This window comes from Actinomadura flavalba DSM 45200 (assembly GCF_000374305.1).
Taxonomy (GTDB): Bacteria; Actinomycetota; Actinomycetes; order Streptosporangiales; family Streptosporangiaceae; genus Spirillospora; species Spirillospora flavalba.
The window spans coordinates 677798-703724 of sequence record NZ_KB894093.1; the positions used below are offsets into that span (position 1 = coordinate 677798).

The 25927-nt window shown below is 73.1% G+C and carries 23 protein-coding genes; 9 read left to right on the forward strand and 14 right to left on the reverse strand.

The window, feature by feature from the left end; genetic code table 11:
* Positions 1–8: 8 nt before the first annotated feature.
* The 3 genes from C229_RS0103040 to purN form a co-directional block, all read right to left on the reverse strand.
* A complete protein-coding gene (locus tag C229_RS0103040) occupies positions 9–218 on the reverse strand; it encodes a hypothetical protein (RefSeq protein WP_155884563.1) in 210 nt (69 codons plus the stop codon).
* Positions 219–330: 112 nt separating this feature from the next.
* The gene (gene purH, locus C229_RS0103045; protein ID WP_018653606.1) at positions 331–1896 is read right to left on the reverse strand and encodes a bifunctional phosphoribosylaminoimidazolecarboxamide formyltransferase/IMP cyclohydrolase; all 1566 of its coding nucleotides are present in this window, start codon (positions 1894–1896) and stop codon (positions 331–333) included.
* On the reverse strand, positions 1877–2548 hold the full coding sequence (gene purN / locus C229_RS0103050) for a phosphoribosylglycinamide formyltransferase (protein WP_018653607.1): 672 nt from the start codon (positions 2546–2548) through the stop codon (positions 1877–1879). Before purN ends, purH begins: the two co-directional genes overlap by 20 nt.
* Positions 2549–2702: 154 nt before the next feature.
* Here purN and C229_RS0103055 point away from each other — a divergent pair, with 154 nt between their 5' ends.
* Positions 2703–3140, forward strand: coding sequence for a hypothetical protein (locus C229_RS0103055; RefSeq protein ID WP_018653608.1), 438 nt, complete (start codon positions 2703–2705; stop codon positions 3138–3140).
* Here the strand turns inward: C229_RS0103055 and C229_RS0103060 are convergent.
* The 5 genes from C229_RS0103060 to sucC form a co-directional block, all read right to left on the reverse strand.
* Positions 3137–4210, reverse strand: a complete 1074-nt coding sequence (locus C229_RS0103060) for a hypothetical protein (RefSeq protein ID WP_155884564.1) — start codon at positions 4208–4210, stop codon at positions 3137–3139. The two genes, C229_RS0103055 and C229_RS0103060, sit on opposite strands and share 4 nt — an antisense overlap.
* An 89-nt stretch (positions 4211–4299) precedes the next feature.
* Positions 4300–5796: a cell division protein PerM gene (locus C229_RS0103065; RefSeq protein WP_018653610.1), complete on the reverse strand. Its 1497-nt coding sequence runs from the start codon at positions 5794–5796 to the stop codon at positions 4300–4302.
* A gap of 76 nt (positions 5797–5872) precedes the next feature.
* Positions 5873–6400, reverse strand: a complete 528-nt coding sequence (locus C229_RS0103070; RefSeq protein WP_018653611.1) for a DUF4240 domain-containing protein — start codon at positions 6398–6400, stop codon at positions 5873–5875.
* An 89-nt stretch (positions 6401–6489) separates the two neighbouring features.
* On the reverse strand, positions 6490–7380 hold the full coding sequence (sucD, locus tag C229_RS0103075; RefSeq protein WP_018653612.1) for a succinate--CoA ligase subunit alpha: 891 nt from the start codon (positions 7378–7380) through the stop codon (positions 6490–6492).
* Between the two features lie 2 nt (positions 7381–7382).
* Positions 7383–8561: an ADP-forming succinate--CoA ligase subunit beta gene (sucC, locus tag C229_RS0103080; RefSeq protein WP_018653613.1), complete on the reverse strand. Its 1179-nt coding sequence runs from the start codon at positions 8559–8561 to the stop codon at positions 7383–7385.
* A gap of 280 nt (positions 8562–8841) precedes the next feature.
* On the opposite strand from sucC, the gene C229_RS0103085 reads away from it, so the two are divergent.
* The gene (locus tag C229_RS0103085; protein ID WP_018653614.1) at positions 8842–10299 is read left to right on the forward strand and encodes a glycoside hydrolase family 15 protein; all 1458 of its coding nucleotides are present in this window, start codon (positions 8842–8844) and stop codon (positions 10297–10299) included.
* 2 nt (positions 10300–10301) lie between these two features.
* On the opposite strand, the gene C229_RS0103090 is transcribed toward C229_RS0103085, so the two are convergent.
* Positions 10302–11066, reverse strand: coding sequence for a TSUP family transporter (locus tag C229_RS0103090; protein ID WP_018653615.1), 765 nt, complete (start codon positions 11064–11066; stop codon positions 10302–10304).
* 126 nt (positions 11067–11192) lie between these two features.
* Here C229_RS0103090 and C229_RS0103095 point away from each other — a divergent pair, with 126 nt between their 5' ends.
* Entirely contained in the window at positions 11193–12251 is a 1059-nt protein-coding gene (locus C229_RS0103095; RefSeq protein ID WP_018653616.1) for a sporulation protein, read from the forward strand.
* Positions 12252–12299: 48 nt separating this feature from the next.
* On the opposite strand, the gene C229_RS0103100 is transcribed toward C229_RS0103095, so the two are convergent.
* Positions 12300–12872, reverse strand: a complete 573-nt coding sequence (locus C229_RS0103100; RefSeq protein ID WP_018653617.1) for a TerD family protein — start codon at positions 12870–12872, stop codon at positions 12300–12302.
* A 107-nt stretch (positions 12873–12979) separates the two neighbouring features.
* Between C229_RS0103100 and C229_RS0103105 the strand changes: the two genes are divergently transcribed.
* From C229_RS0103105 to C229_RS0103115, 3 genes are all read left to right on the forward strand, one after another.
* Positions 12980–13342 carry a BlaI/MecI/CopY family transcriptional regulator gene (locus C229_RS0103105; protein WP_018653618.1) on the forward strand — a complete coding sequence of 121 codons (363 nt, stop codon included), beginning with the start codon at positions 12980–12982 and terminating at the stop codon, positions 13340–13342.
* Entirely contained in the window at positions 13339–14205 is an 867-nt protein-coding gene (locus C229_RS0103110; RefSeq protein WP_018653619.1) for a M48 family metalloprotease, read from the forward strand. Before C229_RS0103105 ends, C229_RS0103110 begins: the two co-directional genes overlap by 4 nt.
* Before the next feature lie 88 nt (positions 14206–14293).
* Complete coding sequence (locus tag C229_RS0103115) at positions 14294–14749, forward strand: tellurite resistance TerB family protein (RefSeq protein WP_018653620.1); 456 nt, start codon at positions 14294–14296, stop codon at positions 14747–14749.
* A gap of 97 nt (positions 14750–14846) precedes the next feature.
* Here the strand turns inward: C229_RS0103115 and C229_RS0103120 are convergent, their stop codons facing one another.
* The 4 genes from C229_RS0103120 to wecB all read right to left on the reverse strand — a co-directional run bounded on the left by C229_RS0103120 (position 14847) and on the right by wecB (position 21520).
* Entirely contained in the window at positions 14847–16853 is a 2007-nt protein-coding gene (locus tag C229_RS0103120) for a hypothetical protein (RefSeq protein WP_155884566.1), read from the reverse strand.
* A 204-nt stretch (positions 16854–17057) separates the two neighbouring features.
* The gene (locus C229_RS0103125) at positions 17058–19229 is read right to left on the reverse strand and encodes a glycosyltransferase (protein WP_018653622.1); all 2172 of its coding nucleotides are present in this window, start codon (positions 19227–19229) and stop codon (positions 17058–17060) included.
* Positions 19226–19504, reverse strand: coding sequence for a hypothetical protein (locus C229_RS29210; RefSeq protein ID WP_155884567.1), 279 nt, complete (start codon positions 19502–19504; stop codon positions 19226–19228). The genes C229_RS0103125 and C229_RS29210 overlap by 4 nt, the downstream gene beginning before the upstream one ends.
* A 930-nt stretch (positions 19505–20434) precedes the next feature.
* Positions 20435–21520 (reverse strand): non-hydrolyzing UDP-N-acetylglucosamine 2-epimerase, encoded by a 1086-nt coding sequence (gene wecB, locus C229_RS0103135; protein WP_026313401.1) that lies wholly within the window; start codon positions 21518–21520, stop codon positions 20435–20437.
* 193 nt (positions 21521–21713) lie between these two features.
* Here wecB and C229_RS32555 point away from each other — a divergent pair, with 193 nt between their 5' ends.
* From C229_RS32555 to C229_RS0103150, 3 genes are read left to right on the forward strand one after another with little or no spacing between them, the layout of a single operon-like run.
* The gene (locus C229_RS32555; RefSeq protein ID WP_240487061.1) at positions 21714–23420 is read left to right on the forward strand and encodes a glycosyltransferase family 4 protein; all 1707 of its coding nucleotides are present in this window, start codon (positions 21714–21716) and stop codon (positions 23418–23420) included.
* Between the two features lie 27 nt (positions 23421–23447).
* Positions 23448–24704, forward strand: a complete 1257-nt coding sequence (locus C229_RS0103145; protein WP_018653627.1) for a nucleotide sugar dehydrogenase — start codon at positions 23448–23450, stop codon at positions 24702–24704.
* A 57-nt stretch (positions 24705–24761) separates the two neighbouring features.
* A complete protein-coding gene (locus C229_RS0103150) occupies positions 24762–25844 on the forward strand; it encodes a glycosyltransferase family 4 protein (protein WP_033423901.1) in 1083 nt (360 codons plus the stop codon).
* The last annotated feature ends 83 nt before the right edge of the window (positions 25845–25927 follow it).

Genomic DNA, 25927 nt, shown 5'->3' on the forward strand with positions numbered 1-25927 from the left:
CGCGGGGATCACTCCTCGTCGGCGCGCTGGCGCCAGGCGATGATGCGGTCGGTGCCGTGCCAGCCGATGGTGGCGGCCATGAACGCGGCGAGCAGGGCCGCGACGACGCCGATGATCTGGCGTCCGTCCGACAGCAGCAGGTTGGTCTGCATGAGCAGGCTCAGGGTGTAGCCGGTGACCGCGTCCATCGTGCCTCCCGAGTGAAAGTGATCGGCCACGCGACGAGTGAACACAGGACCAAGGCGTGGCAACGACGCCGAGGCTATCAACGCACTCACGCAAAACGTCCCCGGTCGAAGGTAAAAATCGGCCGGGGACGTTTAACGATCTTCAGTGGAAGAAGTGGCGGACCCCGGTGAAGTAGAGCGCGACCCCGGCCTTCTCCGCCGCCTCGATCACCTCGGCGTCCCGCACCGAACCGCCCGGCTCCACGATGGCCCGGACGCCCGCCTGCGCGAGCACTTCGAGTCCGTCGGGGAACGGGAAGAACGCGTCCGACGCGCCCACCGACGCCGCCGCCCGCTCGGCCCCCGCCCGCGTCACCGCGAGCTTGGCCGAGTCGACCCGGTTGACCTGGCCCATGCCGACGCCGACCGTCGCGCCGTCGGCCGCCAGCAGGATCGCGTTCGACTTCACCGACCGGCACGCCCGCCACGCGAACGCCAGGTCGCGCAGCGTCGCCTCGTCGGCCGCCGTGCCCGTCTTCAGCTCCCACGACGACGGGTCGTCGCCCGGGGCGTCCACGCGGTCGACCTGCTGGACGAGCACGCCGCCGTCCACCCGGCGGAACTCCGCCGCGTTCGCGGGGCCGTCCGGGCAGCGCAGCAGCCGGATGTTCTTCTTGCGCGTCAGGATCTCCAGCGCCGCGTCGTCGAACGCGGGCGCCACCAGCACCTCGGTGAACACCTCGGCGACCTGCTCGGCCATCGCCGCCGTCACCGGCGCGTTCACCGCGATCACGCCGCCGAACGCCGACAGCGGGTCGCACGCGTGCGCCTTGCGGTGCGCCTCGGCCACGTCCGCGCCGACGGCGATGCCGCACGGGTTGGCGTGCTTGATGATCGCGACGGCGGGCTCGGTGAAGTCGTAGGCGGCGCGGCGCGCGGCGTCGGCGTCCACGTAGTTGTTGTAGGACATCTCCTTGCCGTGGAGCTGCTCGGCTCCGGCGAGGCCGCGCGTGTGGCCGGTGTCGGTGAACAGCGCGGCCCTCTGGTGCGGGTTCTCGCCGTAGCGCAGCACGGCCGAGCGCTGCCAGGTGGCGCCGAGGAAGTCGGGCCAGCCGCTCTCCTCGGCCTGCTCGTCCTTGGCGTAGGCCGACGCGAACCAGGAGGCCACCGCGACGTCGTAGGACGCGGTGTGCGCGAACGCCAGCCCCGCCAGGCGGCGGCGCTCCTCCAGCGTGAACCCGCCCTGCGCGGCGGCCGCGAGCACCGACCCGTAGGCGGCCGGATCGACGACGACGGCGACGCTCGCGTGGTTCTTCGCGGCGGCGCGCACCATCGTCGGCCCGCCGATGTCGATCTGCTCGACGCACTCGTCGGGAAGGGCGCCCGAGTCGACGGTGTCGGCGAACGGGTACAGGTTCACCACCGCGAGGTCGAACGGGTCGACGTGCAGGTCGTCGAGCTGCTGGAGGTGGTCGGGCTTGCGGCGGTCAGCGAGCAGGCCCGCGTGGACGCGCGGGTGCAGCGTCTTCACGCGGCCGTCCAGGCACTCGGGGAAGCCGGTCAGCTTCTCCACCTTCATCACCGGCACGCCGGCGGCGGCGATCCGCGCCGCCGTGGAGCCGGTCGAGACGATCTCCACCCCGGCGGCGTGCAGGCCGCGGGCCAGCTCCTCCAGCCCCGTCTTGTCGTACACGCTGATCAGCGCACGCTTAATCGCGACCCGGCTCACCGGTCGGACTCCCCTCGTCGTTCGCGGACGTGTTACAGGTTCGGCACTTCATGGAGACCCGCCGCCCCTTGGCGGTCCAGCCGTCACGGGCGAGCCGCCCGACGACGTCGACCAGGAGGCGGCGCTCCACCTGCTTGATGCGCTCGTGCAGGGAGTCTTCGTCGTCATGCCAGCCGACCTTGACGGTCTCCTGGGCGATGACGGGTCCGGTGTCCACGCCTTCGTCGACGAAGTGCACGGTACAGCCCGTGACCTTCACCCCGTACGCCAGGGCGTCGCGGACGGCGTGCGCGCCCGGGAAGGACGGCAGCAGCGCCGGGTGGGTGTTGACGGTGCGCCCGCCGAACCGCTCCAGGAAGCGCGGCCCGAGGATCTTCATGAAGCCGGCCGACACGACGAGGTCGGGGTCGTGGGCGGCGACGGCGTCGGTGAGCGCGGCGTCCCAGGCGGCGCGGTCGGCGAAGTCGGGGATGCGCACGGTGAAGGCGGGCAGCCCGGCCCTCTCGGCGCGTTCGGTGCCCGCGATGCCGGACCGGTCGGCGCCGACCGCCACGACCCGGGCGCCGTAGGCGGGATCGGCGCACGCGTCGAGGAGCGCCTGTAGGTTGGTCCCCGCGCCGGAGACGAGGACGACGAGGCGGGCGGGCACCATGACTCCCTGCTGAACGTTCGACATGTGGGGTCGTGGCGGGTCACGGCACGCGTCGCGCCGGTCCGCCGCACGCAGCCTATCCGGCCCGCCGCGGGTCACCGACCGCGACTCCGTCCACTTCGTGGCGGTATCTGACGACATCTGGAGGAACGACGTGAGTGAGCAGCCGGGCCCCGGGAGCAGCCTCGGAACCCCGCCCTCTCCCGGCCCCGGGAAGACCCCCGACCCCGGCGCCCCGCGCCGCGCGCTGTGGCTCGGGATCGGCGGTCTGCTGATGCTCCTCCCGTTCTGGCCGCTCGGCCTGCTGCTCGGCGTCGCCGCCGTCGTCGTCGGGGTCCGCGCCCGGCGGGACACCCGCCCCGTGCCGTCCCCCGCCGCGACGGCCGGGATCACGCTCGGCGTCCTGACGACGCTGTTCGGGGCGCTCGCCGTCGGCGTCTCGGTCTGGCTCAACCCGGAGCAGTCCGCCTACTCCGACTGCATGGACCGGGCCAACACCCACGCCGACGAGAAGATCTGCAACGACGACTTCCGCAAGGCGATCGAACGCAAGATCCCCGGCGACGTCCCGTTCCCGATGTTGCAGAACTAGGGAGCACTGGTCAGCAGGACGGGCGTCAGGTCCCGGTGGCCGACCGCCCACAGCGCGGCGGTGCCTGGGGCGCCGTCCACGCCGGACAGCCGGGTGTCGGGCGACGAGGGGAACTCGGTGGTCTGCCAGCCCGAGCCGGTCCAGCGGAACACGGCGCCGTTGCGCGCGCCCGTGGCGGGGTTCCACGGGGTGTTGCCCCGGATGACCAGCCGCCCGGACCCGTCGGAGGTGAGCGTGCCGTACCCCTCCTGCGGCGGCGTCACCTTGGCCCAGGCCGAGCCCGTCCAACGGAGCAGGTTGTCGACGCTGCCCGTGCCGCGGGTCGCGTCGGTCGCCCACACCTCGCCGGACGTGGTGACGGAGACCTGGTAGAGCGAGTCGTTGAGCCGCAGCGCGGGGACGGGGACGTCCCGCCACGCGCTGCCGTTCCAGCGGACCGCGGCGGGGACCGTCGCGTCGCCCTCGCCGCGGCGGCCGACCGCCCAGACGTCGTTCGGCCCGGCGGCCACGACGTCGTGCAGCAGGTAGCCCGCGGGCAGCGGCACCTTCTGGAAGGCTCCGCCGACCAGCCGCAGGAGGGACCGGTCGTGCCACTGGCCCGCGACCGCCCAGGTGCCGCCGGGGCCGGTCCGCACGTCCACTCGCCGCACGTCGGCGGGCAGCGGGACGCGCTTGAACCGCGTCCCGTCGAATCTGGCGACGTAGGGCAGGTCGGGGGCGCCGGTGACGAACACGTCGTCCCCGTGCTGGGCGAGGCCGGTCAGGTAGCTGACGCCGGGCCAGCCGTCGAGCGGGTACTCGTGCCAGCGGCCGTCCTTGAGACGGCGGACGACGGGGTTGCCGAACGTCCAGTGGTATCCGCCGGTCGGCAGCGGAACGCCGACCTTGCCCTGCGCTCCGGCGATCCAGACGTCGGCGGCCCCGGCCGCCTCGACGAACTCCAGCGTCCGGCGCGGCCACAGGAACGGGGGTTCGACCTCCCGCCACCCGGCCGGGGGCGCGGCCTGGGCGGGGGCCGGGACGGCGACGACCCCGGCGGCCAGCACGGCCGACAACAGAACTCGTTTCACTCCACGCACGAGACCTCCAACGTTCCAGTGTTCACTGGCAACGTATAGAGGGAGGACGGGCCCGGCAAGGCCCAAAAAGACAACCGTGTCTAAGGCTGGTCCTCGTCCCGCAGGACGTAGATGGCACCGCCCCGGTTCTCGGTGCGGTCGTCCCGGGCGGCCCGGCGACGAGACGGCAGGACGGTGTCGGCGTCCTCGAACTCCACGGGATCGGGGCGGTGCGGCGTCGGCTTGCCCGACGACTCCGGCTCGGCCGGACCCCGCTCCGGAACCGGCGGCAGCGGCGGACGGGGCTCGGGCGGACGCCGGTGCGGCCGGGGCGGCTTCCGCTTCGGTTCGGCCGGACGGCGCAGCGCCCGCCAGTTCGCCAGCCACGCCGCGATCGCCGCCGCGATGCCGACCTCCAGCGCCGCCAGCAGACCGACCTGCCACGCCGAGGGCCCGACCGTCGCCATGCGCCCGCCGCCCAGCGGCCCGCCGGACGCCGCCGCCAGCACCGCCGCCGCGACGCCGGTGAGCGCGCCCGTCAGGAAACCCCACAGCGGCGCGACCTCATAGGCGCGGGTCGGCATCGCGCGGACGGTCAGCGTCCCGCCGACGGCGCCCGCCAGGAACGGCGCCGCCAGCGCGGGCAGCGACACCAGCGGCGCCGGGCCCGGCTCCGGCAGCGCCGCCAGCGGCGGGAACGCCGGGACCATGTCGAGGAAGACGCCGCTCGCCGACACGCTCGTGCCCGCCCCCACCGAGAACCCGGCACCGACCGCGTACGCCATGCCCCAGATGATCGCGTTCGGCAGGAACGCCAGCTCCACCAGCAGGAGCAGCACGCCGCCGATGACGCCGGGCGCCAGGATGTCGTACTCGCGGACGGCTTCGGGCAGATGCATCGCCAGCGACGCCCCGACCAGCAGCGCCCCCGTCCCGAGCAGCACCGCCAGCGCCCCCGCGACGCCCACCACCAGCGACCGGGCGCGGCCGGGCAGCAGCCGCAGCAGCGCGCCCAGACCCGAACGGACGCGGTGCCCCCGCGCGGCGACCAGCGCCCGCGCCGCACCGAGCCCGCCCGCCGCCAGCGCCACCAGGAAGCACGCCGTCAGCGCCTGCCACGCCGAAGGCCGGATGCGCGGCGACTCGGCGGCCAGCGCCAGCAGCGCCCCGAGCACCGCGTACGGCACGGCCAGCGCCAGCGCGACCCGCGCCACGCCCCGGCGCGGACGGCGCGACGGCCCGCACGCGCGGATCATCCACCCGCCGCACCGGTACAGCAGCGTGCCGGGCAGCACGAGCAGGCCGAGCGGCAGCAGCCCCACGCGCCCGCCGGGCAGCGAGAACCCCGCGTGGTGCGCCACGAGCCAGAAGTTCACCGCCGTCCGGAACACGCCCGGCAGCCCGTGGCCGACGGCGGCGCGCGGTGCGGCGATCCAGCCGACCAGCGTGATCGTCAGCAGCAGGGTGAGCCCGATGCCCGCGCACCACACGGCGCCGACCAGGCCCGTGACGAACAGCGGGCGCGGCGGTCCGGCGGCCGGGCGCTCGTCCTCCTCGCCGGGGTCGGCCGGTCGTTGCTCCCGCGTCTCGTCGCTCACCGTCCCATGCTGGCACCGTCGCGACCCCGCGACGGCCCGCGCGCCCGGCGTGTCGCCTTTGTCGGCGCGGCGGCCGTCACGGGGCGGTGAGGAACATCCCGGTGAGGAGCGGCAGGCGGCGGCCGTTCTCGGCGCGGTCGTCGAAGTCCCAGAAGGGTTCGAGGGCCGGATAGTCGATCGTCCACGCGTCGGCGGGGATCACCTCGCCGAACGCGCGCCGGTGCGCGTCCCACGCGATGCCGAGCGCGGGCTCCCACTCCAGTTCCTCGCCGGTCTCGGCGGCGGCCCGGACGGCGGGGTGCACCGCGAGCGCGTCCGGATCGGCCACGGCCGCGGTGTAGGTCTCGCGGCCCTGGAGCAGCAGCCAGCCCCGGAAGTAGTCGAACCCGTCGTCGGACGACCCGCCGTTGATCAGGTACGCCGCGGCCCACAGCGGCGTCCGGTACGAGGCCGCGAGCAGGTTCCACAGCACCTGCTGCGCGGCGACGATCTCCGCGCGCGTCCGTCTGGCGAGCAGCGTCACGGCCCGTTCGACCGTCGCCTCGTCGGACCCGCCCTCGGCCCGCGCCTCGTCGATCAGCTTCCAGAACTCGTTCTCGTCCACGGCACGCAGCCTGCCAGCCGCCTCCGACAGAAACGGAAGGACGCCCGCGCCGCCGAGGCGGCGCGGGCGTCCCGCGCGTCCGGACCGGTCTAGCCGATCGTCTGCATCAGCTCGCGCATCAGCACGGCCGTCTCGCTCGGAGTCTTGCCGACGCGGACGCCGACCTTCTCCAGCGCTTCCTTCTTGGCCTGGGCGGTACCGGCGGAGCCGGAGACGATGGCGCCAGCGTGGCCCATCGTCTTGCCCTCGGGGGCGGTGAAGCCCGCGACGTAGCCGACGACCGGCTTGGTGACGTGCTCGGCGATGTAGGCCGCGGCACGCTCCTCGGCGTCGCCGCCGATCTCGCCGATCATCACGATGGCGTCGGTCTCCGGGTCGTCCTGGAACGCCTGGAGCGCGTCGATGTGGGTGGTGCCGATGATCGGGTCACCGCCGATGCCGACGCAGGTGGAGAAGCCGATGTCGCGCAGCTCGTACATCATCTGGTACGTCAGCGTGCCCGACTTCGACACCAGGCCGATGCGGCCGGGCGTCGTGATGTCGGCCGGGATGATGCCCGCGTTCGACTTGCCCGGGGACGCGATGCCGGGGCAGTTCGGCCCGATGATGCGGGTCGCGTTGCCCTTCTCCGTGGCGTACGCCCAGAAGTAGGCGGTGTCGTGCACCGGGATGCCCTCGGTGATGACGACGCACAGCGGGATGCCGGCGTCGACGGCCTCGACGACCGCGTCCTTGGTGAACTTCGGCGGGACGAAGACGACGGAGACGTCCGCGCCGGTCCGCTCCATCGCCTCGGCGACGGTGCCGAACACCGGCAGCTCGGTGCCGTCGAAGTCGACGCTCTGCCCGGCCTTGCGGGCGTTCACACCGCCGACGACCTGCGCGCCCGAGGCGAGCATGCGGCGGGAGTGCTTCATGCCCTCCGAGCCGGTCATGCCCTGGACGATGATCTTGCTGTTCTCGGTCAGCCAGATGGCCATGTTCATGCACCTGCCGCGGCGAGTTCGGCGGCGCGCTCGGCCGCGTCGTCCATGGTGTCGACCTGCTGGACGCCGGGCAGCGCCGCGTCGGTCAGGATCTGCCGGCCCAGCTCGGCGTTGTTGCCGTCGAGCCGGACGGCCAGCGGGCGGTCCACGGTCTCGCCGCGGTCGGCCAGCAGCTTGTAGGCCGCGACGATGCCGTTGGCGACCGCGTCGCAGGCGGTGATGCCGCCGAAGACGTTGACGAACACCGACTTCACCGACGGGTCCGACAGGACGATCTCCAGGCTGTCGGCCATGACCTCGGCCGACGCGCCGCCGCCGATGTCGAGGAAGTTGGCGGGCTTCTGCCCGCCGTGCGCCTCACCGGCGTAGGACACGACGTCGAGCGTGGACATGACCAGGCCCGCGCCGTTGCCGATGATGCCGACGCTGCCGTCGAGCTTGACGTAGTTGAGGTCCTTGGCCTGCGCCGCCGCCTCCAGCGGGTCGGTGGCGTCCTTGTCCTCGAACTTGGCGTGCTCCTGGCGGAACCCGGCGTTGTCGTCCAGCGTGACCTTGCCGTCGAGCGCCTTCACCTCGCCCGACGCCGTCAGGATCAGCGGGTTCACCTCGACGAGGGTGGCGTCCTCGTCGGTGAAGACGGCCCACAGCTTCTCGATGAGCTCGGCGGCGCCGTCGAGCGCCTGCTCGGGCAGCCGGCCCTGCTCGGCGATGGCGCGGGCGGCGGCCCGGTCGATGCCGGTCAGCGGGGAGACCGGGACGAGCGCCAGCCGGTCGTGCGGCACCTCCTCGATCTCCATGCCGCCCTCGACGGAGCAGATGGACAGGAAGGTGCGGTTCGCGCGGTCGAGCAGGAAGGAGAAGTAGTACTCCTCCGCGATCGCGCTGCCCTCTTCGACCAGGACCTTGTGGACCGTGTGGCCCTTGATGTCCATGCCGAGGATCTGACCGGCGAGGGATTCGGCCTCGTCCGCGTCGTCGGCGAGCTTCACGCCACCGGCCTTGCCGCGGCCGCCGGTCTTCACCTGGGCCTTGACGACGACCTTCTTGCTGCCCGCGGCGAACAGTTCCGCCGCGATGGCACGCGCTTCCTGGGGTGTCCGGGCGACCTTGCCGGTAGGCACCGGTACCCCGTACTCGGCGAAGAGTTCCTTCGCCTGATGTTCGAACAGGTCCACGAGGCGTCCTTATACGGATCGACAGCCAATGACCACGAGTGGTGCACGGTGTCCGTGCGGTCGCCACATCGCGGTCCGCTCCGTCGATGCAGCCTAGTCCTCCTGCCTTCATGGTCGCGCCTTCGGGTACGTCCCCGTCATGGCCGCAGGTCGGCGCGGACGTCCGGGCGGTACGACGGAGGCCGCTGAAATGCTTTGGAATGAGGTGGTATTTGATGATGTTGGGTGTACTTGGTCACGCCGGAAATTGACAGGGGGACGAACAGCGGTGACGAGGCGGGTGCCGACGGTCCGTGCCGCGCGCTGGCGGCGGGTGCGGCGCGTCGCCGCGCTGACGCTGGCCGCCGCGCTGGTCGCCACCTGCGGCGCCACCGCCGGGCCCGAGTCCGGCGTGCCGCGCTGGTCGAGCCCCGGCCTGGTCGGCGGTGGCGGCTGGCCGTTCGCCGGGGTGCCGCTGCCTCCCGTGGACGCCGAGGACGCCGTCTACCTGCCGGACAGTTCCGTCGTGCGGCTCGCCGACGGAACCGTCCGGCTGGTCCCGTTCGGCGGCCGCTCCGCCATCACCGTCGAGATCGATGATCCGCGCGTCAACGCGGCCGTTCTGGCGGACAACGCCTGGTTGAACCGCGGGACCGTTCCCGGGCTGGGCGTCGCGCCGCCCGCGTCCGGCGCGGTCTACCGGGACATGGCCGCGCGGGCGCTGCTCGACCTGCGGTTGCTGACGCGGCCCAACGGCGCGTCGCTGGCGTCCTGGTACGGGGCGTGGCGGTACGCGTGGCCGCGCGACTCGGCGTTCACGGCGGCGGCGTTCGTGCGCACGGGCCATCCGGAGGAGGCACGGCGCGTCCTGCGGTTCCTGGCGCGGGTGCAGACCGACGGCGGCCTGTGGGCGGCCCGGTACAAGCCGGACGGATCGCCCGTCGTGGACGGCCGTGACCCGCAGCTCGACTCGCTCGGCTGGGTGCTGTGGGCGAGCTGGCTCGTCCGGCACGAGAACCCCGAGGCCGCCGCGCAGATGCGGGAGCTGTGGCCGATGGTGCGGCGCGCCGCCGACCGGCTCGCCGCGTCGCTGCGCCGCGACGGGCTGCCGCCGCCGTCCTCGGACTACTTCGAGCGCGACCCCGGCTCCGAGGAGGACCCGGACAGCCCGACGCTCGGCGTCGCCGGGCCGGTGCTGGCCGGGCTGCGGTCGGCCGCCGCGTTCGCGCGCGAGACCGGGCGCACCGACGAGGCGTCCCGCTGGCAGGGCGCCGCCGACCGGATGCACACGGCCGTCGAGAGGCGGTTCGCGCCGCACGGCTACCCGCGCTCACCCGTGCGCGGCGGGCTGATGGACACGTCCGTGACGTTCCTCGCGCCGCCGTTCGCGCCGCCGCACCCCGGTGTCGCGGCGGCCACGGCCGACGCCGTCCGGAAGCAGACGCTGCCCAACGGGGGCGTCCTGCCGGGCGAGAAGTGGCGCGGGAACAAGAAGATCGCGTGGACGCCGGAGGTCGCGCTGTTCGCGCTCGCCGACGCGGCGTCGGGCCGTTCCGCCGCCGCCGTCGCGCGGCTGGACTGGCTCGCCCGGCACCGCACGACGCTCGGCGCGCTGCCCGAGAAGGTGGACGGCAACGGCGATCCGGCGGCGGTCGCGCCGCTCGGCTGGACGGCGTCGCTGGTGGTGCTGGCGCTCAGCGCGCTGGAGGAGCCGCTGCCGGTTCCGGGCGCCGAACCCCTCCCTGTGCCGAACCGCTGACGTCAGCCGAACTGCTCGATGCCGAGGCGGATCACCATGCCGGTGACCACCACGAGCAGGACGGCCCGGACGAACCCGGCGCCCCGGGCGATCGCCATCCGCGCGCCGAGCTGCGCGCCGAGGATGTTCCCGACGGCCATCGCGGCGCCGAGCGTCCACAGCACGTGCCCCTGGGACGCGAACACCAGCAGCGCACCGAGGTTCGTGCCGGTATTGATGATCTTGGCGTTGGCGGACGCGTTGACGAAGTCGCTGCCGAGCAGCGCGGTGAACGCCAGCACCAGGAACGTGCCCGTGCCGGGGCCGACGAGCCCGTCGTAGAAGGCGATCGCGACGCCCGGCACGAGGACGGCGGCGGCGATGCGGCGGCGCGTGCGCAGCACCGGCTTCGGCAGCCGGCCGAGGCTCGGGCGCAGCACGACGATCGCGGCGACCGACAGCAGCACGACCATGATGATCGGGCGCAGCAGCGCCGAGGAGATCGCGGTGGCCGTCAGCGCGCCGAGCGCCGCGCAGCCCACCGCGAGCACTCCGGCGGGCACCGCGACCTGGAGGTCGGGTTTGGCCCGGCGGGTGTAGGCGATCGCGGCCGTCGTCGTACCCGCGATCGAGGCGAGCTTGTTGGTGGCGAGCGCGGTGACGGGCTGGCCGGGGCCGAGCAGCATGAGCGCGGGGAGCTGGATCAGCCCGCCGCCGCCCACCACCGCGTCCACCCAGCCCGCGGCGACGGCGGCGGCGAGCAGCAGGACGAGGTGCTCGGTGGCCACGGCGGCTCCCGTAAGGAGTGAAGAAATGGTCGCGCATGACAGTAGCCGATGTGCGGCAAAGCCCATCGCGGCGGGGCGTTCTTGTAATTACACTTGTCGTACTTCGGACAAGTGAAAAGAGGGACCGTGGTGTTCAAGCTGTTCGGCGCGTTCGGCGCGGACGGGCCGTCCGTCGAGACCGTCCTCACCGGCGCGCATCTGCTTCCCGGCGACACCCTGCACGGCGAGATCCACCTGCGCGGCGGCGGGCACGACGCCCACGTCGAGCAGGTGACGCTCGCCTTCGTCGCCGTCGTCGAGGTCGGCGACGACGCCGGGGAGGCCGCGCGCGAGTTCCACCGCTGGGCCGTGACGGGGCCGTTCACCTTGCCCGCGGGCCAATCCGTGACCGTGCCGTTCGCGCTGCCGACGCCGTGGGAGCTGCCGGTCGGCACCGTGTACGGACAGCCCCTGCACGGGACGACGCTCGCCGTCCGCACCGAGCTGGAGATCTCCGGCGCCGTCGACCAGGGCGACCTGGACGCCGTCACGGTCGGCCCGCTGGCCTCGCAGCAGCGCGTTCTGGACGCTTTCGCGACGCTCGGGTTCCACTTCACCGGCGCCGACCTGGAAGAGGGATACCTTTCGGGCGTCGCGCAGGAATTGCCGTTCTACCAGGAGATCGAATTCGCGCCCCCGGGTGAATACGCGGGCCGGATCAGCGAGGTCGAACTCACCTTCGTCGCCTCGCCGCACGGGCTCACGGTCGTGCTGGAGGCCGACGGCGCGTCCGACGACGTCTACGGCCGGTTCGCCCTGTCCCACGACGAAGCCCTCTACCACCCGTGGGAGCAGTCCCTCACGAACTGGCTGCACGCCGCCGCCGGGCACTCCCACGGCCACGGCGACGGGCACGGGCACTCCGGTGGGCCCGGCTGGGGCGGTGTCGCGGCGGCGGGCGTCGGCGGCGTCGCCGCGGGCGCGGCCGTCGGCTACCTCGCGAGCGAGGCCCTGAGCGACGACGACGAGGAGGAGGACGAGCCCGAGAACGTCGTCGGCGACGTCCAGGCCGTCATCGACCAGGCCACCGCCGCCGCCTACCAGGAGGCGTACGAGGACGCGATCGAGGAGGCCGTCGAGGAGGCGTACGAGGACGCCTACGAAGAGGCGTACGAGGAGGCCACCGAAGAGTTCGCCGACGACTGACGCCGCGCCGGAGCGGGCGGGGGCGGCCACCCCCGCCCGCCCGGGTGGTCAGGCGTGGGCGGCGACCGCCGGGAGCATGTCCTGGACGGTGCGCCCGGCGGCGGGCTCGCCGATCGCGTTCAGCTTCCAGCCGTCGCCCTGGCGGTAGATGCGGGCCATCACCATCGCGGTGTGGGAGCCGCCGCCCGTCAGTTCGTAGCGGGCCAGTTCCTGGCCGGTGGTCTCGTCGACCAGGCGGCAGAACGCGTTGGCGACGACGTCGAACGTCTGGCCGCTGAACGAGTTGACCGTGAACACCAGCGCGGTGACGTGCGGCGGGACGCGGCCGAGGTCGACGCCGATGGTCTCGTCGTCGCCGTCACCGGCGCCGGTCAGGTTGTCGCCGCTGTGCCGGATCGAGCCGTCGTCGCTGGTGAGCTTGCCGAAGTAGATGACGTCGGCGACCTGGCCGTCGGCGAACAGGACGCACGTGGCGTCCAGGTCGATCTCCTGGTCGCGTGCGCCGAAGAAGCCCTTCTTCTTGACCGCGTCCCAGCCGAGCCCCATCCGGACCTGGGTGAGCGCGTCGCCGCTCCCCTTCTCCAGCGAGATCCGCTGTCCCTTGACCAACGACACCGACATGGTTCATCCCCTCGACGTTGAGCCTACGGGGCGGATACTACACGTGTAATAAAGATCGTCTCGGTACTCTGTGGACAACCGTCCGCACCCACACGAAGGCACCACCGTTGGTCCGTCGCCAGCTCGGCCAGCTCGAAGCCGAGATCCTCGCCGTGCTCGCCGCGGACGAGCACGCCCTCGCGCCCGCCGACATCCGCGCCCGCCTCGCCGGCGAGCCCGCCTACACCACCGTCAACACCGTGCTGTTCCGGCTGCTGGAGAAGGGCCTGGTCACCCGCGACCGCGACGGCCGCCACTTCACCTACCGGCTCATGGTCGACGAGTCCCGCCTCGTCGCCGACCGCATGCGCGAGCACCTGCGCTACGCCAGCGACCCGCCCGGCGTCCTCACCCAGTTCGTGCAGACCCTGACCAGCGAGGAGGAGGCGGCGCTGCGCGCGGTCCTGCGCGACGGCGAGCCCGGCCCATGACCGTCCTCACGTTCGCGCCCGCGTTCATCACGCTCGTGCTCGCCGCCTTCGTCGGCGTCCTGCCGCCGCCGCTGCACCCGGTGTGGTCGGCGCGGCTGCTCGCCATCGTCGCGGTGACGACGGCGCTCGCGGTCCTCGGCACCGCCGGGTTCGTCGGCGTCAACTACCTGGCCGGGCTCGACCCGGCCGCGACGGCGTGGCTGCCCGAGTGGGCGCTGTTCGGCGACGACCGGCCGCTCCCCGCCGTGCTCGGCGTGCCCGCGCTCGCCCTGACGGCGGCGGGCGTCACCGTCGCGGCCGTCCGGTCGGCGCGGTGGCGGCGCGAGATCCGCGCCGCCCGGCGGGACGCGCGGACCGTCGTCGGCACCGACGAGCCCGTCGCGCTCGCCGTCCCCGGCCGGGACGGCGGCGTGCTGGTGTCGCGGGGGCTGCTGGCGCTGCTCACGCGGGACGAGCTGCGCGTCGTCTTCGAGCACGAGCGCTGCCACCTGCGGCACCGCCATCACCGGTACCTGGCCGCCGGCGCGCTCTCGGCGGCGGTGCTGCCGCCGCTGCGACCGCTCGACCGGCGGTTGCGCTTCACCGTCGAGCGCTGGGCGGACGAGGCCGCCGCCGAGGCCGTCGGCGACCGCGCGCTCGTCGCGCGGACGATCGCGCGGGTGGCGCTGAACCGCGCGCCGGGGGCGTTGCCCGCGTTCGCGGGCAACGGGGTACCGCAGCGCGTGCAGGCGCTACTTTCCGAACCTCCAGGTAAGAATCCTGTCACCGGCCCCGTGACGGTGGTGTCGACGGGCGCGACGACGACCGCGATGGCGTCGGCCGCGTTCCAGCTCGACCGGGCGATCGGGTTCATCCTGCTCTGACGGTGGAACCCCCGGATCTGCTATTACGTTTGTCGTAGCGGGTCGTCAGGTCGGCCCGCCGTGCACCCCTGACAGGAGATTTCGGACCATGGCCATCTGGAACCGTCTGCGCGAGTCCGCCCAGGGCATGCAGGAGCAGCTCCTCGCCAAGAAGAACGACCTCAAGAGCGGCGCGTTCCGTGACGCGAGCATGGCGGTCTGCGCGCTCGTCGCCGCCGCCGACGGCACCGTCGATCCGTCCGAACGCAGCCGCACCGCGAACCTCATCGCCTCCAACGAGGTCCTCCAGAACTTCCCCGCCGCCGACCTCCAGCAGCGCTTCAACGCCTACCTCGACAAGCTCACCGCCGACTTCGACTTCGGCAAGGTCGGCGTCCTCCAGGACATCGGCAAGGTCAAGAAGAAGCCCGCCGAGGCCCGCGCCGTCATCCAGATCGGCATCATCATCGGCGGCGCCGACGGCCACTTCGACGACACCGAGAAGTCCGTGGTCCGCGAAGCCTGCTTCGCCGTCGGCCTCTCCCCCGAGGAGTTCGACCTGTAACGAGCGGCCCGTCTGCGGCTACGGCGCGAGCCGCAGACCCCGCCCCGGCTCACGACCGCCGCACACCGCTCCCGCAGAGCAGTCCGTTGCTCCGCGGTCAGCTCGCCGCGTGTTTGCCGTTGCCTCGGCGGGGTGGGGAGAGGCGGGGGGTCGACTGGCGGGGGCGGCCGTGGCGGGGCGAGGACGGGCGCGGCGACGGGAGGTCAGGGGCGGGGTCCGGGGGCGGGTCGACGGGGGTGTCCGAGGCGGGGGTCTGGCGCTGGAGTTCGCGCTGGTACTCCTCGAACTCCATCGAGTGGGCCGTCGGGAGCGTGATGATACCCGGGTTGGCGTCCACCAGGAGGACGCGGCGGCCCGACGTGCCCGCGTGGGTGAAGACCATCGCGGTCGGCGGGAGCTGCTGGAGCTGGGGCGGCTCCACGGTCAGCTCGCGGGCGCGCTGCCGGGCGGGCGACGGCGAGATCGTGCGCCCCCACGCCGTCGCCGACGAGATGCCCTGCACGAGCGCGTCGTCGTCGGCCGCCGGAGCGGGCAGCGGCGACCACGCGGGCTCGGTCAGCCCGTCGCCGCGCACCCGCGCGTACGCGACCGTCGAGGCGTACGACTCGCCCGCCACGTCGAACAGCGTCTCCCCCGCCGTGTCGGTGATCTCCGCGACGAGCAGCGGCTGGTCCGCGCCGATGTGCTCGGCCGCGATCCGCGCGTCCTCGGGGTTGCCGAGCCGCATGAAGCCCACCGCCGCGTGCCCCCGGCGGCCCAGCCGCTCCCGCACGTGGTTCGGGATGGACCGGTACATCAGCACCAGGCCCGTGCCCGTCGCCTCGCACGCGTCGATGAGCCGGTCCAGCACGTCGCCGCGCAGCTTCTCCGCCCCGCACAGGAACAGCGTGTGGTCCCACCGGCCGCCCGGCGGCGACTCGCGGATGCGGTGCGTCAGCGCCGTCGTGACGTACGTGCCGAGGACGCGGTTCGTCAGCACGCCCGCCCGCCGGTCCATCGACACCACGTGCAGCCGCGACGGCGGCAGGTTCACCTGCTCGGTCGCCAGCTTCTCCAGCTTGCGGAGCTGCGCCTCCAGCGCCCACGCGTGCCGCACCACGATGCGGTCGGTGGCGTTGCGGCCGAACAGCGCCGAGACGCGTTCGAGCTGCTCGTCGGTGAGCAGGCCGCGGCGCAGGTCGTCGCGCGGGTCGCCGACCTGCGCGAGCACGCGCAGCGCCGCGGTGATCTGCGGGATCGTCGGCGACGGCCCCAGCACCTCGATGATCCGCTCCAGGATGGAGTTGTCGAACGACAGGTCGCGGGTGCTCGCCTGCTCCTCGCCCGCGCTGACGACCAGCGACAGCACGTCCGCCAGCGCCTCGGGGCCGAGGCCGCGCGTCGCGTCCAGCCGGGGCAGGTCGGCGGGCAGCACCCACACCAGCGGGTCGTCGCCCCGGTCGGCGGCCAGCCGCAGCAGGTCGTGCGCGACGGCGCCCTCCGACAGGTCGATGACGGTGAGGCGCGAGCCGACCGCGAGACGGGCCGCGCCCATCGTCGTCACCGCCGCCGACCAGCCCGCGAGCGTGCCGCCGACGACGTCGACGCGGTCGACGCCGGGCGGCACCGCGACCGGGTACCACTCGCGCTGGCCCTCATAGGCGCGCCGGCGTTCCTCCCAGGCCCGCAGCTTCTCGGCGTAGACGGCCTCCGCTTCGGAGACGACGCGCTCGTGCGCGGTGCGGGCCGCGTCGTCGCGCGCCCGCTGGGCGGCGACGCGGGCGCGGGCGGCGCGCTCGTCCCGCCACAGCGCCGACCCGGTGATGCCGAGCACGACGGCGCACGCCACCAGCGCCACGAGCGCGAACGCCCACGGCAGCACGCCCGCGACGGCGATCAGCAGGAACAGCGAGATCCCGGCCACGGCACCGCCCGCCGCGATCCGCAGCGGGCGCCCGACGAACTGGTCCCCCGGCGCCCGCGTCACCGTGGCCGCGGACGGGCCCGGCGGATGCGTCGGCGGCACGGGCGGCGGCCCCGGGTCGGGGTGCACCTGCGCGTAACGCCAGCCCACGTACACGCGGTCGGCCTGGATGAACCGCGTCATCGCGGACCCGCCTGCCATGTCCGTCACGTCGTGAGACCCCTGGGTGATGCCGGTACTGCGGGAACGCCTCTCCGGCACAGGGTAAAGAGAATCCCGCCGTGCCGCGTCCCCTTCACACGAACGTGTCCCCCGATCTCCGACTCCACTGGACAATTCACCCACCTAGCCCACCTGCGGCAAACAACGGACACCCAGGCCCCACCCGTGTCCGCATCCGGCCATTCAGCCGGAGTGCAGAAGTTCCTCCCAGATGGCGCAGACCCGGGGGAGGTCGTAGGCGTCGCGGACCTGGGCCCGCGCGATCCGCCGTTCTTCTTGCCAGCGGTCGCCGTGGACGATGACTTCGATGGCGTCGGCGAGCTCGACGGGGTCGCGGTGAATCCAGCGGCGGTCGTAGACGGTGTCGGCGCCGGGCCAGGGCAGCAGGGCGGGGACGGCGCCGGACGCCATGCCCTCGGCGGGCGAGAGGTGGAAGGACTCGTCGTCGCTGGTGGACAGGACGAAGCCGATGCGGCGGAGCCAGGCGCCGATGTCGCCGCCGTAGCCGTCGAAGACGACGCCGGAGCGCAGGGACTCCGAGCGGGCGATGCGGCGGAACAGCGCCTCGTAGTGTTCGCGTTCCTCGGGGCGCTTCCAGATCCACCAGTACTCCCACGGCAGCTTCGACTTCACGAACAGGGTGAAGCGCGGGTCGCGGCGGCGCAGTTCCTCCACGACGTCCACGGCCAGGTCGAGGCGCTTGCGGGACGGGGCGGCGCCGATGACGCCGAGGTGGAAGCGGGCGTCGGCGAGCTTGGGGCGGTCGAGCTGGTCGAGATCGACCCAGTTCGGGATGACCGTGATCTTCTCGGCGGGCCAGCCCGTCCGCTCGCGGGTGAGGTCGGCGTAGTGCGGGCTCACGCAGACGACCTGGTCGACCTTGCCGATGTCGAGCCGGTCCGGCCAGCCCGCGTCCAGCTCGAACCGGTGCAGGCGCACGATGAGCCGCTGCCTCGACCGCTTGTGCCGGGCGTACCAGAGCGCGTTGGGGCCGCACCACTCGCAGACGACGACGTCCGCCCAGGCCGCCAGCTCCCTGCTGCGCGCCTCGTCATGGTCGGCGAGCGACCGCCACGGGTCGACGCGGACCTCCAGATTCGGCAGCGCCTCCAGGTGGCGCAGGAGGCGGGTGAAGAACTTCAGGTCGTGCCCGGCGACGACGACGCGGAGCCTGCGGTCCGTCGGAACGGTGCCCGGCGGGAACTCGCGGGCCAGGATCGCGCGCAGGCGGCCGGCGGCGCGGTCGAGGGTGAAGTCGCCCGCCGCGGCACGGCAGCGCTCGGCGGCCGTCGCGTAGACGCCGGGCTGCTGGACGGCGCGGCGCAGGACGTCCACGGCGTCGTCCTCGTCCGTGGCGAACAACGGGTAGTCGTCTCCGAGGAGCGCGGTGTGCATCGGAGTGCGGTTCAGCAGCACCGGCAGGCCGAGGGCGCCGAACTCCAGCACCTTCGTGGACAGTTCGAGGCTCGCGTCCATCTCCGGGGCGCGCCACGACAGGCCGATGTCGGCGGACGCCGCCAGCGCCATCGCCTTCTCCCGGGGATGCCCGCCGTGCCAGACGACGCCCGCCGCGCCGGTGAGGGCGCGGCGCATGCGCTCGGCGAAGTCGGGGTCGGCGCGCTCGTCGTGGATCTTGTCGCCGACCATGTGGAGTTCGGCGGGCACGCCCGCGTCGGTGAGGCGCTTGGGCAAGCCCGTCATCTCGTAGGTGTTCCAGCGCAGCGCGAACTTGCCCGTGTAGACGAGCCGGAGCTGGCTGCCCGGCGTGCGCGGGCCGTCCGCCGCCAGGCCGGGCGGCAGGACGACGACCGGCGGGAACAGCGCGCACTTGCCGCACGTCTCCGGGACGGTCTGCTCCAGGAAGCAGCGCAGTTCCTCGGTCTGGCACAGCAGCACCCGGGACGCGCGGGCGATGCGCCGCAGGTCGCCGTGGATCGCCGGGGTGAATCCGGCGACGTTCCGCGGGACGTCGGTGAGGTAGCTCCACAGCCGTCCCTGGAACGCGCCGTCCCCGGCGAGCGCGGCGGCGACGGCGCGGCCCCGGACGACGACGAGGTCGTGCGGGCGGTCGCCGTCGATCCGCGCCAGGACCCGGTGCGCCTGCGCGACCGTCAGCGGGGCGTCGTCGTCGACCAGGCCCTCGTGGTGCGGGTACCGGACGGTGACGCCGTCGAGCCCGGTCAGCGGATCGACGAGCCGTCCCGTGCGGACGGGCGCCTTGAGGACGAGCGTGACCGCGCACCCCGCGTCCCGCAGGGCCCGCACCATCGACTGGGCCCAGATCGCCGAGCCGTCGATGAGGTTGAGGTCGACGTCGCCGTACACGAGGGCGCGGCGCGGGCGCGTGGCCGTCATGCGAACCGTCCCAGGATGTCGTCGAGGTCGGCGGGGGTGAGCGGCCCGGTGCCCGGGACGACGGCGTCCCAGCCGAGGCCGGGCAGCCCCGGCGACGGTTCGGCGTTCCGCCACAGCACGACCGGCCGCCCGAGCGCCCGCGCCGCCGCGGCGACGGCCAGCAGCGTCCGCTGCCGGTCGGCCGCCCCGGCATCCCCCAGATACGCCCACGGATGCCCCGCGACACAGGCCGCCGCCTCGAACACGACGAGATCAGGATCAACCTGGTCAACCACAACAGCCGCATCATGCGGATTCAACAAGACCACGTGAACCCCACCGCGCTCAGCAATCAACCCGGCGCCGGAGGCCCTACCACCGGCCCCCGACCGACCGTACGCCCCACCCCGCCCAGACGCCGGATCACCACTGAACGGGCCGCCAGGCACCGCGTACGACCCGCCCCGCCCGCCCGGGCTGCGTGCGGGGTCGTCGGCAGACGGGCTGGCAGGCGTTGCGCCCGGCCCGCCCGACGCAGACGCGGGGTCATCCGAAAACGGGCCGCCAGGCGCCGCGTACGACCCGCCCGGCCCACCCGGGAGAGGTGCGGGGTCGTCGTGAGCGGGGCTGGCGGGTGTTGGGAACGGGCCTGTCCGCTCGTGCGGGGTGAGTGCCGGGTCGCTGGTGAGTCCGCGGTGCGGGCGTCGGTCGGGGGCGGAGGTCAGGGCTTCTCGGGAGGCGGCTGTGAGGGCGCCCGCGACGACCAGGCCGGAGGGGCGCAGGGCGGCGCCGAACAGGAGGCGTTCGTCCTGGCCGACCTCGCCGCGCAGCTCCGGCCAGCCGTCCGCCGCACCCGGCCCCGGGACCGTCTGCGGCGACGCGGGTGTGCGGCCCTTGGCCATCCGGTACAGGTCGCGGGGCAGCGCGATCAGGCCGCGTCCCGGCTTGCGGGCCGCCGCCGCGAGACGTCGTCCCACCTGCAACGCGGTCGACGCCTCCAGCGCGGCCAGCCGTGTCTGCGTCTCCCGCAGCCGCCGCTCGCGCTCGCGCAGATCCCGCTCCCGCTTGCGCAACCGGGCTTCAAGCCGCTGGATCTCGGCATCCCGCTCGTCGCTCATACCCCACCCCTTCCCACCCGCGCCCCACCCACCGCTGGCGCGGCGGGGCGGGCCCCGGTGGGCGTTATCGAGTCGGCCGTGGATCGGGTGGTGGACGAGTGGTCGGAGTCAGTGGTCACCGAGGGCTCCCAGGAGGACGTCGGCGATGCGGGGGCCGGCCTGGCCGTCCCACAGGGGTGGGGCGGCGGGGTCGGCGGGTGGCGGGTCGGTGAGGGTCTTGCGGATGGCGGGGACCAGGTCGTCCGGTGTGACGAGGCGGTTCGTGCCGTGGGTGATGGTGATCGGGCGTTCGGTGTTGGGGCGCAGTGTCAGGCACGGAATGCCGAGGACCGTCGTCTCTTCCTGGACGCCGCCGGAATCGGTGATGGCGGCGACCGCGCCGCGTACCAGTCCGATGAATTCCACATAACTCAGTGGGTCCAGGACGTGAACACCCCGGTGCCCGCGCAGGCCCGCCGCGTCGAGCGTCGGACGGCTGCGCGGATGGACGGGGACGACGACGTCCACCAGGTCGGCGACCTCGTGCAGCCGGGCGACGAGTTCCGCCGCTTGGCGCGGATCGTCCACGTTCGCCGGGCGGTGCAGTGTCGCCGCCGCATATCGCGCGGGCAGGCCGTAGCGTCGGCGGACGGCGCCCGGATCGAAACGGTCGAGATGCGCGAGCAATGTGTCGATCATGGGGTTGCCGACGAAATGCGCGCGCTCCACCGGTATCCCCTCGTTCGCCAGGTGCCCGATCGCCTCCGGACTCGTGACCAGGCACAACGCCGAGAGCTGGTCGACCAGGCGACGGTTCACCTCCTCCGGCATCGACATGTCGAAACTGCGCAGACCCGCTTCGACGTGCGCCACCGGAATGTGGAGCTTCGCCGCCGCGAGCGCCGCCGCGAGCGTCGAGTTCACGTCGCCGTAAACGACGACCAGCGCCGGTTCGGACGTCAGGAACTCCTTTTCCAGCGCGACGAGAAGCGCCGCCGTCTGCTCCGCGTGGCCCCCCGATCCGACGCCGAGGTTCACGTCCGGCTCGGGCAGCCCGAGTTCGCGGAAGAACACGGTGGACATGCGCTCGTCATAGTGCTGTCCCGTGTGGACCACCCGTTGTTCAACTCCGCGTCCGGCCAGGGCGGACACGACGGGAGCGGCCTTCATGAAATTGGGACGGGCACCCATCACGTGCAGGACGGGCGACGGCATCCGAGCCTCCGGTGGTCTGGTTCACTTATGGCCTATGTCGTGGGCCAAGGCCGTTCTGCTCGCCCCACAGGTCGCCGCTCGGCACCTGCGCACCGAGCCGGCGCGCACACCGCTGCTGGCACTGCGGGTTCTCCCGCCGCCGGTTCGACGGATTATGCGCGGAATGCTACTGCGTGCCGGTCCTGTCCCGTCGGTGTATGGATTGTGGGACCAGGGCCACCGCGACGACGCCCTCGCCGCCCTCGCCCGGGCCGCCGGAGGCGCGCGCCCGCGCCGTCTGCGCCGCCTCGCGGGCTTCGCCGTCGCGGTCGAGCGCCCGGACGCGGCGACGCCACTGCTCGGCGCCCTCCCGTCCACCGACCCGGTGCGCCCATATCTGGAAGCCCTGCTCGCGGCCAAGGAAGGCCGCCTGCACGCCGCCGAGCGTACGGCCGCCCAAGCCCCGACCCGCGCCGCGCGACGCCTCCACCGCGACCTCTCCGGCCGCCTCGACGCCCTCACCTGGACGCCTCCGCGCGACACCACCGACCGCGACCGGACCACGGACACCAGAACGAGCAGCCAGACCAGAAAACGCATCGCTACCTCCCAGAACTTCGATGACGGGTCCAGCCTGGCCGCTGCGCGAGCGGCCCGCGCGACCGAGCGCGATTCTGTGGATAACTTCCCGAAAGAATCTTCGGGAGACCCGGCCCGCGTGCTGCACGTCGTCACGAACGCGCTGCCGACGACGAACGCGGGCTACACCGTGCGCACGCACCGGCTGGCCACCGCCCAACGCGCGCAGGGCCTCGATCCGCACGTCGTCACGCGGCTCGGATTCCCGGTCGCGCAAGGGGCGCGGGACCCGCTCGCGCGGCGGCAGGTGGACGGCGTCCCGTACCACCGGCTGATCCCCTGGCGCCTCCCCCGCACCGCGCGGGAGGCGCTGGACGCCAACGTCGACGCCGCGTCGGAGCTGGTCGGTGCGCTGCGCCCGTCCGTCCTGCACGCCGCGAGCAACCACGTCAACGCCCAGATCGCCCTGGCTCTCCGCGAACGGCACGGACTGCCCGTCGTGTACGAGGTTCGGGGGTTCCTGGAGGAGTCGTGGCTGTCCCGTGACGCCTCGCGCGACACCGAGCGCGACTTCTACCGCCTGTCCCGTGACCTGGAGACGGCCTGCATGCGCGCCGCCGACCTCGTCGTCACGCTGGGCACCACGATGCGGGACGAGATCGTCGCGCGCGGCGTGCCCGCCGAACAGGTCCTCGTCCTGCCCAACGGCGTGGACGACGCGTTCCTCCAGCCCCTCCCGGACGCGTCCGCGCTCCGCGCCGACCTCGGCATCGGCCCGGACGAGAAGGTCGTCGGCACGACCACGAGCTTCTACGGCTACGAGGGCCTCGACACGCTCCTCGACGCGGGCGCCCTGCTGCGCGACCGGGGACGCCCGGTACGCCTGCTGCTCGTCGGCGACGGCCCCGAGCGACCGGCGCTGCGCCGCCGGGCCGACGACCTCGGGCTGGGCGGCCTCGCACTGTTCCCCGGCCGCGTCCCGGCCGACGATGTGCGGAAGTACCACGCGCTGCTGGACGCGTTCGTCGTCCCGCGCCGCGACGAGCGCGTCTGCCGTCTCGTCACGCCGCTCAAGCCGCTGGAGGCGATGGCGGGCGGCGTGCCGGTGATCGCGAGCGACCTTCCGGCGCTGCGCGAGATCGTCCGTCCGGAGATCACAGGCACGCTAACTTTCCCCAACAATCCGGATGACTTGGCAAATACCATCCTCCAAACCCTCTACAGTCCCGAAACGCGACAGATGCAAGGCGCGGCCCGCGCCTGGGTGCACGAGGAGCGGACCTGGGCCGCGGGCACCGCACTCCTCCGCGACGCCTACCGAACTCTGGGCGTCCCCTGCTGAGGAGCGTTTCCGGAGGGGGCTGACGGGGTGGAGTTCGATCTGGCCGTGATCGGCCTGGGGTACGTGGGGTTGCCCCTGGCCCGCGAGGCGGCACGCGCGGGCCTGCGCGTCGCGGGCCTGGACCGGGACGCGGAACTCGTCGCCGGGCTCGCCGCCGGGCGGTCTCATGTGGACGACGTGTCCCCCGAAGCCGTCCGGACCATGCTGGATCGGGACTTCCACCCGACGACGGACGAAACAGTCCTCGACCGCGCCCGGAACATCGTGATCTGCGTTCCGACGCCCCTCTCGTCCGACCAGGGCCCGGACCTCACCGCCGTGATCGGCGCGACGCGCGCCGTCGCGGAGCACCTGGCGCCGGGGACGCTCGTCGTGCTGGAGTCCACGACGTACCCCGGCACGACGGACGAGGTGGTCCGCCCCCTGCTGGAGATGAACGGGCTGGTCGCGGGCGCCGACTTCCACCTGGCGTTCTCCCCGGAGCGGATCGACCCGGGCAATCCGGTCTACGGCGTCGCGAACACCCCGAAGGTCGTCGGCGGGCACACGGCCGCGTGCGCCGACGCCGCCGCCGCGTTCTACGGCAAGTTCATCGAGCACGTGGTGCAGGCGAAGGGCACGCGTGAGGCCGAGATGGCCAAGCTGCTGGAGAACACCTACCGGCACGTGAACATCGCGCTGGTCAACGAGATGGCCGTTTTCTGCAACGAACTCGGCATCGACCTGTGGGATGCCATCGACTGCGCCGCGACCAAACCGTTCGGGTTCCAAGCATTCCGCCCCGGACCGGGCGTCGGCGGACACTGCATCCCCATCGACCCCAACTACCTGTCGTACAAGGTCCGCTCCCTGGGCTACCCGTTCCGGTTCGTGGAACTGGCCCAAGAGATCAACGACCGCATGCCCCGCTACGTGGCCGAACGCGCCCAGCAACTCCTCAACCGCGAAGGCCGCGCCTTGAAGGGCGCCCGCGTGCTCCTGCTCGGCGTCACCTACAAGCCCGACATCGCCGACCAACGCGAATCCCCCGCCACGGCCGTCGCCCGCCGCCTGCTCGCTCTCGGCGCCGAACTGACCTACCACGACCCGCACGTGCCCGACTGGGACGTCGACGGCAACGCGATCACCTGCGCCGACCTGCACGACGGTCTCGCGGACGCCGACCTCGCCGTCCTCCTCCAGAACCACCGCGACTACGACGCGGCGCTGCTGGCCGACCGTGCGCGCCTGCTGCTCGACACACGCGGCGTCGTCCCGTCCCGGCCGACCGTCGAGGCGCTGTAATCCATGATCACCTCTCCGGCGTCCTAGGGATGAGCCCCCACGAAAGCGGTGAACCGGATGCGCGTCTGCGTGTGCACGGTCGTCCACCATCCGGAGGACGCCCGCATCCTCCACCGCCAGATCCGCGCCCTCCTCGACGCCGGACACGACGTCACCTACATCGCGCCGTTCACGGCGGTCGGCGCCGAACCGTGGCCTGAGCTGCACGCGGTCGACGTACCGCGCGCCGGAGGCCGACGCCGCGTCAAGGCGCTGCGCCTCGCGCGGCGAGCACTGGCGCGGCACGCGCGGGACGCGGACGTCCTGCTCGTGCACGACCCGGAACTCCTGCTGGTCCTGCCGTTCGTGCGCCGGCGCCCCCCGACCGTCTGGGACGTCCACGAGGACACCGCCGCCGCGCTGACCGCGAAGCCGTGGCTCCCCCGGCCGCTGTCCGCGCTGCTGCGCCCGTTCGTGCGACGGGCCGAGCGCGCGGCGGAGAAGCGCCTGCACCTGCTGCTGGCCGAGGAGGGCTACCGTCCGCGCTTCGCCGGAGGCCACCCGGTCGTCCCGAACACGACGTACGTGCCGCTGACGTCACCGCCCCCGCCGAACGCCCCGAAGGTCGTCTACCTGGGCCACCTCTCGGCCGCCCGTGGCGCCGACGACCTCATCGCCCTGGCCGATCTCCTCCGCCCCCACGGCATCACCACCGAGCTGATCGGCAGCGCCGACCCCAAGATCGCCGCCCGCCTCCGCGACGCCAACCGCGCCGGCCACCTCCGCTGGCACGGCTACCGCCCCAACGACACGGCCCTGGCCCTCATCCAGGGAGCCCTGGCGGGTCTATCCCTCCTGCACGACGAACCGAACTACCGCCACTCGATCCCCACCAAGATCATCGAATACATGGCGCACGGCATCCCCGTCATCACGACCCCGCTCCCGGCCGCCCGCACCATCATCGACCGCGACGCCTGCGGAATCATGGTCCCCTTCCACGACCCACCCACAGCCGCCGCCGCCATCCTCCACCTCAACAACTCCCCCGAAACCCGCCACACCTACGCCACCAACGGCCACCGCGCCGCCCGCCTCCACTACCACTGGCCCAACCAGGCAAAACACTTCGTATCCCACCTAGAAAACTGGTCCCGCTAACACGGTCGGTGCCGAAAATGAACAAAGATCACCTGACCGAGATAGCCGCCTCGTGGCATCACAACACGCTTACGGAGCGGATG

What these genes read in the sequence shown, in the direction of transcription:
- sucD (WP_018653612.1), bottom strand. Translation starts at nt 7,380, where the DNA reads ATGGCCATCTGGCTGACCGAGAACAGCAAGATCATCGTCCAGGGCATG.
- C229_RS0103120 (WP_155884566.1), bottom strand. Translation starts at nt 16,853, where the DNA reads ATGGCAGGCGGGTCCGCGATGACGCGGTTCATCCAGGCCGACCGCGTG.
- C229_RS0103110 (WP_018653619.1), top strand. Translation starts at nt 13,339, where the DNA reads ATGACCGTCCTCACGTTCGCGCCCGCGTTCATCACGCTCGTGCTCGCC.
- C229_RS0103125 (WP_018653622.1), bottom strand. Translation starts at nt 19,229, where the DNA reads ATGACGGCCACGCGCCCGCGCCGCGCCCTCGTGTACGGCGACGTCGAC.
- C229_RS0103100 (WP_018653617.1), bottom strand. Translation starts at nt 12,872, where the DNA reads ATGTCGGTGTCGTTGGTCAAGGGACAGCGGATCTCGCTGGAGAAGGGG.
- C229_RS0103115 (WP_018653620.1), top strand. Translation starts at nt 14,294, where the DNA reads ATGGCCATCTGGAACCGTCTGCGCGAGTCCGCCCAGGGCATGCAGGAG.
- C229_RS0103150 (WP_033423901.1), top strand. Translation starts at nt 24,762, where the DNA reads ATGCGCGTCTGCGTGTGCACGGTCGTCCACCATCCGGAGGACGCCCGC.
- purN (WP_018653607.1), bottom strand. Translation starts at nt 2,548, where the DNA reads ATGGTGCCCGCCCGCCTCGTCGTCCTCGTCTCCGGCGCGGGGACCAAC.
- wecB (WP_026313401.1), bottom strand. Translation starts at nt 21,520, where the DNA reads ATGCCGTCGCCCGTCCTGCACGTGATGGGTGCCCGTCCCAATTTCATG.